This window comes from Streptomyces sp. NPDC058459, from assembly GCF_042721685.1.
Lineage (GTDB): Bacteria > Actinomycetota > Actinomycetes > Streptomycetales > Streptomycetaceae > Streptomyces.
The window spans coordinates 1-10,822 of record NZ_JBHXLV010000215.1; the positions used below are offsets into that span (position 1 = coordinate 1).

At 72.8% G+C, this 10,822-nt stretch carries 11 protein-coding genes; 5 read left to right on the forward strand and 6 right to left on the reverse strand.

The window, feature by feature from the left end; translation table 11 throughout:
• The coding region (locus ACFWN1_RS27835; RefSeq protein ID WP_384367597.1) for a Tex family protein at nucleotides 1–2,400 on the reverse strand (2,400 nt) is incomplete at its 3' end.
• Nucleotides 2,401–2,492: 92 nt separating this feature from the next.
• Nucleotides 2,493–2,612, reverse strand: coding sequence for an LPFR motif small protein (locus tag ACFWN1_RS27840; protein ID WP_384367600.1), 120 nt, complete (start codon nucleotides 2,610–2,612; stop codon nucleotides 2,493–2,495).
• A 261-nt stretch (nucleotides 2,613–2,873) separates the two neighbouring features.
• On the opposite strand from ACFWN1_RS27840, the gene ACFWN1_RS27845 reads away from it, so the two are divergent.
• Nucleotides 2,874–3,509: a DJ-1/PfpI family protein gene (locus ACFWN1_RS27845; protein WP_384367603.1), complete on the forward strand. Its 636-nt coding sequence runs from the start codon at nucleotides 2,874–2,876 to the stop codon at nucleotides 3,507–3,509.
• Here the strand turns inward: ACFWN1_RS27845 and ACFWN1_RS27850 are convergent.
• Entirely contained in the window at nucleotides 3,496–4,251 is a 756-nt protein-coding gene (locus ACFWN1_RS27850; protein ID WP_384367606.1) for an enoyl-CoA hydratase/isomerase family protein, read from the reverse strand. The two genes, ACFWN1_RS27845 and ACFWN1_RS27850, sit on opposite strands and share 14 nt — an antisense overlap.
• A 118-nt stretch (nucleotides 4,252–4,369) precedes the next feature.
• Here ACFWN1_RS27850 and ACFWN1_RS27855 point away from each other — a divergent pair, with 118 nt between their 5' ends.
• Both ACFWN1_RS27855 and ACFWN1_RS27860 read left to right on the forward strand, forming a co-directional pair.
• On the forward strand, nucleotides 4,370–4,954 hold the full coding sequence (locus ACFWN1_RS27855) for an HdeD family acid-resistance protein (RefSeq protein WP_384367609.1): 585 nt from the start codon (nucleotides 4,370–4,372) through the stop codon (nucleotides 4,952–4,954).
• Nucleotides 4,955–5,169: 215 nt separating this feature from the next.
• Entirely contained in the window at nucleotides 5,170–5,664 is a 495-nt protein-coding gene (locus ACFWN1_RS27860; protein ID WP_384367627.1) for an ATP-binding protein, read from the forward strand.
• Nucleotides 5,665–5,700: 36 nt separating this feature from the next.
• Here ACFWN1_RS27860 and idi read toward each other — a convergent pair whose 3' ends face one another.
• From idi to galE, 3 genes are all read right to left on the reverse strand, one after another.
• Complete coding sequence (idi, locus tag ACFWN1_RS27865; RefSeq protein ID WP_384367612.1) at nucleotides 5,701–6,294, reverse strand: isopentenyl-diphosphate Delta-isomerase; 594 nt, start codon at nucleotides 6,292–6,294, stop codon at nucleotides 5,701–5,703.
• A gap of 126 nt (nucleotides 6,295–6,420) precedes the next feature.
• A complete protein-coding gene (locus ACFWN1_RS27870) occupies nucleotides 6,421–7,362 on the reverse strand; it encodes a cation diffusion facilitator family transporter (protein ID WP_384367615.1) in 942 nt (313 codons plus the stop codon).
• Nucleotides 7,363–7,519: 157 nt separating this feature from the next.
• Nucleotides 7,520–8,491: a UDP-glucose 4-epimerase GalE gene (gene galE, locus ACFWN1_RS27875; protein ID WP_384367618.1), complete on the reverse strand. Its 972-nt coding sequence runs from the start codon at nucleotides 8,489–8,491 to the stop codon at nucleotides 7,520–7,522.
• A 278-nt stretch (nucleotides 8,492–8,769) separates the two neighbouring features.
• On the opposite strand from galE, the gene ACFWN1_RS27880 reads away from it, so the two are divergent.
• Both ACFWN1_RS27880 and ACFWN1_RS27885 read left to right on the forward strand, forming a co-directional pair.
• Nucleotides 8,770–10,593 carry a DUF5941 domain-containing protein gene (locus ACFWN1_RS27880; RefSeq protein ID WP_384367621.1) on the forward strand — a complete coding sequence of 608 codons (1,824 nt, stop codon included), beginning with the start codon at nucleotides 8,770–8,772 and terminating at the stop codon, nucleotides 10,591–10,593.
• Nucleotides 10,590–10,822 (forward strand): sugar phosphate nucleotidyltransferase (locus ACFWN1_RS27885; protein WP_384367624.1); only part of this gene is annotated, 233 nt, incomplete at its 3' end. The genes ACFWN1_RS27880 and ACFWN1_RS27885, both read left to right, overlap by 4 nt.

Consider the following 10,822-nt stretch of genomic DNA (forward strand, 5'->3'; position numbering starts at 1 on the left):
GTCCTTGCCGCCACCGTTGCCCCGGCCCTGGCCGCCCTGACCGCCCATGCCTTGGCCGCCCTGACCCTGACGGCTCTGCTCCTGACCCTGACGGCTCTGTCCCTGACCCTGGCGGCCCTGGCCCTGGCCCTGGCCCTGCCGCTGCTGCGGCGGGCGGCTGCCGCCACCCCGCTGCTGACGGGGAGCGCCCGGCTCCCGCGCCGCCGCCTCGTCGTCCAGCCGCAGCGTCAGCGCGATCCGCTTGCGCGGGATGTCCACGTCCAGGACCTTCACCTTGACGATGTCACCCGGCTTGGCGACATCGCGCGGGTCCTTGACGAACGTCTTGGACATCGCCGAGACATGGACCAGACCGTCCTGGTGGACGCCGATGTCCACGAACGCGCCGAAGGCGGCCACGTTCGTCACCACGCCCTCCAGCACCATCCCGGCGGACAGGTCGGAGATCTTCTCCACACCCTCCTTGAAGGTGGCCGTCCTGAACGCCGGACGCGGGTCGCGCCCCGGCTTCTCCAGCTCCTTCAGGATGTCGGAGACCGTCGGCAGACCGAAGGTGTCGTCCACGAAGTCGGCCGGCCGCAGCGAGCGCAGCACCCCGGTGTTGCCGACCAGCGAGGCCACTTCCCGCCCCGCCGTCTTCACCATCCGCCGCACCACCGGGTACGCCTCCGGGTGCACGCTGGAGGAGTCCAGCGGGTCGGAGCCGCCCCGGATGCGCAAGAAGCCCGCGCACTGCTCGTACGCCTTCGGGCCCAGGCGGGACACCTTCTTCAGCTCCACCCGGGAGGTGAACGGGCCGTTGGCGTCGCGGTGCGCCACGATGTTCTCCGCGAGGGTGGCGGAGACGCCGGACACCCGCGAGAGCAGCGGCACGGAAGCGGTGTTGACGTCCACGCCGACGCCGTTCACACAGTCCTCGACCACCGCGTCCAGCGAGCGGGACAGCTTCACCTCGGACAGGTCGTGCTGGTACTGGCCGACGCCGATCGACCGCGGGTCGATCTTCACCAGCTCGGCCAGCGGGTCCTGGAGGCGCCGGGCGATGGACACCGCGCCGCGCAACGACACATCCATGCCGGGCAGTTCACGGGAGGCGTACTCCGACGCCGAGTACACCGACGCGCCGGCCTCGGACACCATCACCTTGGTGAGGTTCAACTCCGGGTGTCTGGCGATGAGTTCGGCCGCCAGCTTGTCCGTCTCGCGGGAGGCGGTGCCATTGCCGATGGCGACCAGGTCGACCGCGTGCTCCTTCGCCAGCCGGGCCAGCCTGGCGATCGCCTCGTCCCACCTGTTGGCGGGCACATGCGGGTGGATCACATCGGTGGCGACCGCCTTGCCGGTCGCGTCCACCACGGCCACCTTCACCCCGGTACGGAAACCGGGGTCCAGGCCCAGCGTCGCGCGGGTGCCGGCCGGGGCGGCCAGCAGCAGGTCGCGCAGGTTGGCGGCGAACACGTCGACCGCCTCGTCCTCGGCGGCCGTACGCAGCCGCAGCCTGAGGTCGATGCCGAGGTGCACCAGCACACGGGTGCGCCAGGCCCAGCGGACCGTGTCGCCGAGCCACTTGTCGCCGGGACGGCCCCGGTCCGCGATGCCGAACCGGCCCGCGATGACACCCTCGTACGACGACCGGGCGCCGGCCTCCGCGGGCTCCTCCGGTTCCAGCACCAGGTCGAGGACCTCCTCCTTCTCGCCGCGCAGTATCGCCAGGACCCGGTGCGAGGGGAGTGCGGTGAACGGCTCGGTGAAGTCGAAGTAGTCGGCGAACTTGGCGCCCGCCTCCTCCTTGCCGTCCCGCACCCTGGCGGCCAGCCGGCCGCGCGTCCACATCCGCTCGCGCAGCTCGCCGATCAGGTCGGCGTCCTCGGCGAACCGCTCCGTAAGGATCGCCCGCGCGCCGTCCAGGGCGGCCTGGGTGTCCGCGACGCCCTTGGCCGCGTCCACGAACGCGTCCGCGGCGGCCGCCGGTTCCACCGACGGGTCGGTGAGCAGCCCCTCGGCCAGCGGTTCGAGACCTGCCTCGCGCGCGATCTGCGCCTTGGTGCGCCGCTTGGGCTTGAACGGCAGGTAGATGTCCTCCAGGCGCGCCTTGGTCTCCGCACCCCGGATGCGCTCCTCCAGCTCGGGAGTGAGCTTGCCCTGCTCGCGCACCGACTCCAGGATCGCGCCCCGGCGCTCCTCCAGTTCACGCAGATAGCGCAGCCGCTCCTCCAGAGTGCGCAACTGGGCGTCGTCGAGGAGCTCGGTCACCTCCTTGCGGTAACGGGCGATGAAAGGCACCGTCGAACCGCCGTCCAGCAGCTCCACCGCGGCCCTCACCTGCCGCTCCCGTACGCCGAGTTCCCCGGCGATCCTGCTCTCGATGGACCCTGATTCGTCTGACCCGGGTGTCGTCACGATCCCGTACCGCCTTCTCCGCTTAAGGTTGCGCGGCAATTGTGGCAGGTGGCGCGGGGATACGGACGACAGGGCGCACCGGGGGCTCCGCGTCAGGCGCGACCGCTGGATGACCCGCCGGACAGCCGTGCGAGCACCCGGAACGGCAGGGTGACGACGGCGGCCACGGCGCCGCCTGCCCGGCGCGGCACACCGGCGACGGCACGGAACATGAGGGAGCTACGGTCCACCCGGCGGTCGCCCGGTCCGCACCGGGTACCCCGGTACCTGCCGGGCACGCCGGGCGCGGTCCGCCGACGTGGACGGCAGGAAAGGCGGGGTGTCCGTCATTGCGGGCACGGCGCGCCCCCCGAAGAATCGGCCGTATGCCGCCCCGACCCGCACACCGCCTGCTCCCCGGCCGCGAGGGCATCCGCCGCCGCTTCCGCCCCGTACTCCCGCGCTGACTCGGGCGCACCGTCGAAAGGACCGCCATGCAGATCGCCATCGTCCTCTACGACCGCTTCACCGCCCTGGACGCGGTCGGACCGTACGAGGTCCTGGCCCGCACACCGGACGCGGAGACCGTCTTCGTCGCCGAGCAGGCCGGACCCGTGCGCACCGACACCGGCGCGCTCGCCCTGATGACCGACCGGTCACTGGCCGAGGTCACCAGCCCCGATGTGGTGGTGGTGCCGGGCGGCCCCGGGCAGAGCGCGCTGATGGAGCACGCCCCGCTGCTCGACTGGCTGCGCCAGGCGGACGCCACCACCACCTGGACCACCTCGGTGTGCACCGGCTCGCTGCTGCTGGGCGCCGCCGGACTGCTGACGGGTCGCCGGGCCACCTCGCACTGGCTCGCCGTCGGTGAACTGGAGCGGTTCGGCGCGCGGCACGTCCCGCAGCGGGTGGTGAGCGACGGCAAGTACGTGACGGCCGCCGGAGTCTCCGCCGGGATCGACATGGGCCTCACCCTGCTCGGCCGGATCGCGGGCGACGAGTACGCCCGGACGGTCCAGCTCGCCCTCGAGTACGACCCGCAGCCGCCCTACGACGCCGGCTCGCCGCACAAGGCGCCCGCCCACCTGGTCGACGCCCTGCGCGAGCGGAGCCGGTTCATCCGGTCGTAGGCGCGCTCCAGGTGAACCGGGGCTCCCGGCGCTCCAGGAAGGCGGTCACGCCCTCCTCCGTGTCGGTGGAGGCGAGGGCCTGCGCGGTCCAGTGGGCGTCGCGGTCGGTGCGCCCGCCGGCGTACTCCTTGGCGGCGGCCTGGGTGAGCTGGGAGCGCGCGGCCAGGGTGGCGGTGAGCGCGGCCACCCGCTTGTCCAGCTCGCCCGCCGGGAGCACCTCGTCCACTAGACCGGTGCGCAGGGCGCGCCCGGCACCGATCAACTCGGCCGAGAACAGAAGGTACTTGGCGGTGGCCGGCCCGACCAGCGAGACCAGGCGCCGGGTGGAGGAGGCCGGGTAGACGATGCCGAGCCGCGCCGGGGTCACGCCGAACAGCGCGCCCTCCTCCGCCAGCCGCAGATCGCAGGCGGCCGCGAGCTGGGCCCCGCCGCCCACGCAGTGGCCCCTGACCGCGGCGAGCGTCGGCTTGGGGAACGCGGCCAGCGCCTCCTCGGCGGCCACCGCGAGACCCTGCGCCTCGCCGGACGAACCCCGCAGCGTGGAGATGTCAGCGCCCGCGCAGAAGGTGCCGCCCTCCCCGGTGAGCACCAGCGCGCGCACCCCGGGGTCCCCGGCCAGCTCCACCAGCAGCGGGGGCAGCGCCCGCCACATCGCGGCCGTCATCGCGTTGCGCTTGGCCGGGTGGCGGATCACTACGGTGGCGACGCGGTCGGTGACGCCGTGCGACAGCTGGGAGTCCATGCGGCGGATGCTATCGGCGGGTGCCGGTCCCGGCCGGGTGAGTTAGCTCGCACCGCCCGAGGGAGAGAAGGAGAGAAGGAGAGAAGGAGAGCGAACAGGGGCGATCAAGGAGGCGGCGATGGCCAGATCCGGCGAAACCCGGGTGCGGCGGACGAAGGGCCTGAGCCGGGCCTTCAACTGGCTGGCGGTGCTCGGGGTAATCCTGGTGATCGCCGGGATCGTCGGCCTGGTCTACACGGCGGCCGCCACTCTGACCTCGATGATCCTCTTCGGCTGGCTGCTGCTGACCGGCGGCGTGGTGGGCCTGCTGCACGCGGTGCAGGCGCGCGGGACCAGCTTCTTCTGGCTCGGCGTCATCGTCGCCGCCCTGAACATCGCCGCCGGGATCGTCGTCATCCGGATACCGCACGCGGCGGCCGACGCCCTGACGATGTTCGCCGCGCTGCTGTTCCTCGCCGCGGGCCTGTTCCGGCTGGTCGGCAGCGTGGTGGTGCGCGGCCCCCAGTTCGGCTGGACCCTGCTGCTCGGCGCGTTCGACCTGCTGCTGGGCGTCCTGGTCCTGGTGAGCTGGCCCGGCAGCAGCCAGTACGTCATCGGCTGCTTCTTCTCCCTCGCCCTGCTCTTCGACGGCCTCGGCCTGATCGCCGCCGGCTACGGCGGCCGCGGGGTCGTCGGCATGATGGACGAAAGGGCCCCCGTCTGAGCTTCCCGTACAGACCTGACCAGTCCGTACAACCTGAATAGTTCCGGAACTGGACGCCGAAGTGACAGATGCGGTCATTCGCGCGACCGCGACGCACGGGTGCGGTCGGAACCGTTCGATACCCGCTGACTTGTGTTCAGTTCTCCGGGGCGGAGCCCGTTGTTACCAACACTCGACGGGTGGTGACAATCGAGCGCGAGGACGGCGACCGGACGATGGACAACCACGGGCGCGGGGGTGTGCCGCGGCCGCCGGAGGGCGCCGGGCCACTGCCCGAACCACCGCCGTACGAAGGTGTGTGGCGGTTCACCGCCCCCGCCGTGGACGCCTCGGTCCCGCAGGCGCGGCACGCCGTGCGGGATCTGCTGGCCCGTCAGGGCGTGCCGGTCGCGGACGACGTGGTGGACGGGCTGCTGCTGATCGTCTCCGAGCTGGTCACGAACGCCGTCAAGCACGCGGCGCTGCTCTCCCCGATGCTCGGGGTCGAGGTGGCCGTCGGCGCCGAGTGGGTCCGTGTCTCGGTGGAGGACAACCACCCCTACCGGCCGACCGCGCTGGAGGCCGACCACGCCCAGACCGGCGGCCGGGGCCTGCTGCTGGTGCGCGAGGTGGCACGGGAGGCGGGCGGCGCGGTCGACGTGGAGCACACGGCGAGCGGCGGCAAGGTGATCTGGGCCGCCTTGCCGCTCAAACCCACTCTCTCCGGCTGAGGGCCGGCGAGTCCGGGAGACGCTCCCGCGCGGTGCCTACCAGCCGGCGGACGACCCCGTCAGCTCCTTGATCGCCGGACGCGCCGCGTCCAGCACCGTCATGAACCACGCGGAGAACGGCTCCCGCGCGTGCCGCTCCGCCAGCTCGGCCGCCGTCACGAAGGCGGTCCCGCCGACCTCCTCCGGGTCCGGCGCGGGCGTCTGCTGCACCAGCCCGACGAAGAGGTGGTTGTACTCCTGTTCCACCAGCCCCGACGCAGGGTCCGGGTGGTTGTAGCGCACGGTGCCCGCCTGCGCCAGCAGCGAGGGCGACACCCCCAGCTCCTCGTACGTACGCCGCGCCGCCGCCGCGAACGGCGCCTCACCGGGGTAGGGGTGGCCGCAGCAGGTGTTCGACCAGACACCGGGGGAGTGGTACTTGCCGAGCGCCCGCTGCTGGAGCAGCAGCCGGCCCCGCTCGTCGAAGAGGAACACCGAGAACGCCCGGTGCAGCTGACCGGGCGGCTGGTGGGCGGTCAGCTTCTCCGCGGTGCCGGTCGTCACGCCGTTCTCGTCCACGAGTTCCAGCAAGATCGACTCCGCGGTGCCGTTCGACGAGCTGTGCGTCTCGGTGGTTTGTGTGATCGGCATACCCATCCTTCGCGTCGGTCTTCGCACCCCAAGTCTGCCGTACGAAACCGGCGCTCCCGGCACTTCCCGGCACGTCCGCATGTCCTGGACCCGTGAGAGTCACCCGTCCCGGACCCCCCGAGTGCCTCAGTGACAGAGCCGCGCCTCGTGCTCCGCGTGCCCGCCCGGCTCCAGCTGGAAGGTGCAGTGCTCCACGTCGAAGTGGTCGCCCAGGCAGCCCTGGAGCTCGTGCAGCATCTTCTCGTGGCCGATGGCGTTCAGCACATCCGTGCTCACCACCACGTGTACGGAGAGCACAGGCAGGCCCGAGGTGATCGTCCAGGCATGCAGATCATGCACGTCCTCCACACCGTCCAGCGCCAGGATGTGGGCCCGTACCTCAGTCATGTCGACGTCCTTGGGCGCCGCCTCCAGCAGCACGTCCAGCGTCTCGCGCAGCAGCCGCAGCGTCCTCGGCACGATCATCAGCCCGATGAGCAGCGAGGCGATCGGGTCGGCGGCCTGCCAGCCGGTGGCCAGGATCACGGCCGCCGAGATGATCACCGCCACCGAGCCCAGCGCGTCCGCGGCGACCTCCAGGAAGGCACCGCGCACGTTCAGGCTCTCCTTCTGCCCGCGCATCAGCAGCAGGAGGGAGACGGAGTTGGCCACCAGGCCGATGGCACCGAACACCACCATCAGCCCGCCCTGGGTCTCGGCGGGCCGCAGGAACCGCTCCACCGCCTCGACCAGCACATAGCCGCCCACCCCGAGCAGCAGCACACAGTTGGCGAGCGCCGCCAGGATCTCGGCGCGCGCGAAGCCGAAGGTGCGGTTGGTGCTCGGCGGCCGGGAGGCGAAGTGGATCGCCAGCAGCGCCATGACCAGCCCCACCGCGTCGGTCGCCATATGGGCGGCGTCCGCGATCAGGGCCAGGGAGTCCGCGACGAGACCGCCGACGATCTCGACCACCATGATCGTGAGCGTGATGCCCAGAGCCGCGCGCAGCCTGCCCCGGTACGCGGCCGCGGCCGTAGCCGTGGACGGCACATGGCTGTGCGCATGTGTGTGATCGTGCCCTGCCCCCATGAGGAGACCGCCCTTCAGCGCCGCGCCGGATGGCGGACCGACGCACCGGCTCACAGTCAACTACGGTCGGCGGCCACCGGGCAACGCGGCACTGAACACCGTTGTCATCTGCTCTGACCTGCGGAAACGATCAGCAGGTCAGAGCGGTGCGGCGTCTCTAGAGCTTGTGGTGGCGCTGCCAGCCCTCCCACGCCGAACCGACCATCTCCGGCACCCCGAGCCGGGCCCGCCAGCCCAGCTCGGCCGCCGCCCGCTCGGCCGAGGCCACCGCGCGCGGGGCGTCCCCCGGGCGCCGCTCCTCCACCACCGGCGCCCGCCGGTCCCCGGTCACCTCGCCGATGGCCGTGATCAGCTCCCGCACCGACACACCCTCGCCCCGGCCGATGTTCAGCGTCAGATCGCCGGTCACCGAACCCTCGGACAGCCGCCGGGCCGCCGCGAGATGCGCCTCGGCGAGATCGGTCACATGGATGTAGTCGCGGACACAGGTGCCGTCCGGCGTCGGATAGTCGGCACCGAAGATCCGGGGCGCCTCGTCACGGGTCAGCCGGTCGAAGACCATCGGGACGATGTTGAACACCCCGGTGTCCGCCAGCTCGGGCGCGGCCGCGCCCGCCACGTTGAAGTAGCGCAGGCACACCGTGGAGATGCCGTGCGCCTGCCCGGCCGCCCGGACCAGCCACTCACCGGCCAGCTTGGTCTCGCCGTACGGGTTCACCGGGGCGCACGGGGTGTCCTCGGTGATCAGGTCCACGTCCGGGTTGCCGTACACGGCCGCCGAGGAGGAGAAGACCAGCCGCCGCACGTCCGCGTCCGCGAGCGCGTCCAGCAGCGTCGCCAGGCCGCCGAGGTTCTCCCGGTAGTAGCGGACGGGCTCCGCCACCGACTCCCCGACCTGCTTGCGCGCCGCGAGATGCACCACACCGGTCACCCCGTGCTCGGCGAACACCCTCTTCAGCAGGTCACCGTCCAGCGTCGAGCCCTCGACCAGCGGCACTCCCCCGGGCAGCCGCTCGGGCACCGCCGCCGACAGGTCGTCCAGGACGACCACGTGCTCCCCGGCGTCGTTCATGGCCCGCGCCACGTGCGCCCCGATGTATCCGGCTCCGCCGGTGATCAGCCACGTCATGCTCGCAGACCCTACGCCGTCACCGCCCGGTGTCCCCGGTGTCCGGTTTCCGCGTCACCCGTCCGGGAGTGTCCGCGGGCCGGCCCCCGCGTCCCGGATGATGATCGCGGCACAGGCGGGGCAGCCCTGGTGGACCGGGCCTGAACGCCCGGTGAACGTGTACCCGGCCTCATCCGATAGCCTCTGCCGACATGCCGCCCCGGCGAGCCGCAGGCGAGGGGCGCCTCCATCACGCAGCAGACCGGCGCCGAAGTGCCGGACCCAGGGAGTGAATTCGGTTGCCGACCGCCATCGTCACCGGTCAGCCGGTCCCCGGATCGTCACTCGAAGGCGATCTGCGGTCCCTCGGCTTCGACGTGCGCACGGCCGCCGGCCCCGCCGAGGCCCGGCACCTGATCGCGGCCGCCCCCGCCGACGGGCGGGTTGCCCTGGTCGACGCCCGCTTCGTCGGCCATCCGCACGCCCTGCGCCTCGGCCTGACCGACCCCCGCTTCCCGCTCGCCGCCGTCCCCGGCGCCGTCACCGCCCAGGGCGCCGCCCGGCAGACGCTGCGCCGGGCGCTGGACGGGCAGGACGAGATCCCGCACGAGCAGGCCGAGGCGACCGCCGGCGGCACCGCGGTCGCCGTCGACAGCCTGCCCGACCGCCTGGTCACCGCCCTCGACGCCGGCGGCACCCCGGTGCACCGCCCCGAGCTGGGCAGCCTGGTCGCCGCCGTGCCCGCCGACCCGCAGGCCCGCAACGAGGCCCGGCAGGCCGTCCTCGCCGTCGACGAGGAGGACGTCCGCCTGAGGTCGGCCGTCAAGTCCCGCGACGGCTTCTTCACCACCTTCTGCGTCAGCCCCTACTCGCGCCACCTCGCCCGCTGGTGCGCCCGCCGGGGACTGACCCCCAACCAGGTCACCACCGCCTCGCTGCTCACCGCGCTCATAGCGGCGGGCTGCGCGGCCACCGGCACCCGCCCCGGCTTCGTCGCGGCCGGCCTCCTGCTGATCGCCTCCTTCGTACTGGACTGCACCGACGGCCAGCTGGCCCGGTACTCGCTCCAGTACTCCACGCTCGGCGCCTGGCTGGACGCCACCTTCGACCGGGCCAAGGAGTACGCCTACTACGCCGGACTCGCCCTCGGCGCGGCCCGTGGCGGCGACGACGTGTGGGCCCTCGCGCTCGGCGCGATGATCCTCCAGACCTGCCGGCACGTCGTGGACTTCTCCTTCAACGAGGCCAACCACGACGCCACCGCCAACACCAGCCCCACCGCCGCCCTCTCCGACAAGCTGGACAGCGTCGGGTGGACGGTCTGGGTCCGCCGCATGATCGTCCTGCCCATCGGCGAACGCTGGGCCGTGATCGCCGTCCTCACCGCGGTCACCACCCCCCGCGTCACCTTCTACGTGCTGCTGACCGGCTGCGCGCTGGCCGCCACGTACACGACGGCCGGGCGTGTGCTGCGCTCGCTGACCCGCAGGGCCCGCCGTACCGACCGGGCCGCCCGCGCGCTCGCCGACCTCGCGGACACCGGCCCGCTCGCCGCTGTCCCGGGCCGGGTGTTCAAGCGGGGCCTGCCGGGCCTCGCCGTCCCGGCCGTCGCCTTCGCCGGCGGCGCCGCCGTGGTCGCCTGCTCGGCGCTGACCGGCTTCGGGGGCGGGCTCGCCGTCGCCGGCGCGGTGCTCTACGTCCTCACCTCGGCGCTCGCCACCGCCCGGCCGCTCAAGGGCTCGCTGGACTGGCTGGTCCCGCCGTTCTTCCGCGCCGCCGAGTACGGCACGGTGCTCGCGCTGGCCGCCCGCGCCGACGTCCACGGCGCCCTTCCGGCGGCGTTCGGGCTGGTCGCGGCGGTCGCCTACCATCACTACGACACGGTGTACCGCATCCGCGGGGACGCCGGAGCGCCGCCCGCCTGGCTGGTACGCGCCATCGGGGGGCAGGAGGGGCGCACGCTGCTCGTCACCGTGCTCGCGGCGCTGCTGACCGCCTCCCGGTTCACCGTCGCGCTCACGGTCATCGCCGTGTGCGTCGCTCTGCTGGTGCTCGTCGAGAGCATCCGCTTCTGGGTGTCCGCTGGGGCGCCCGCCGTCCACGACGAAGGAGAAACCGCATGATCGGCCTCGTGCTGGCGGCCGGCGCCGGACGGCGTCTGCGCCCCTACACCGACACGCTGCCCAAGGCCCTGGTGCCGGTGGGCCCGGAGGGCGACGAGGAGTCGCTCACCGTGCTGGACCTCACCCTCGGCAATTTCGCCGAGGTGGGTCTCACCGAGGTCGGTGTGATCGTCGGCTACCGCAAGGAGGCCGTGTACGAGCGCCGGGCCGCGCTGGAGGCCAAGTACGG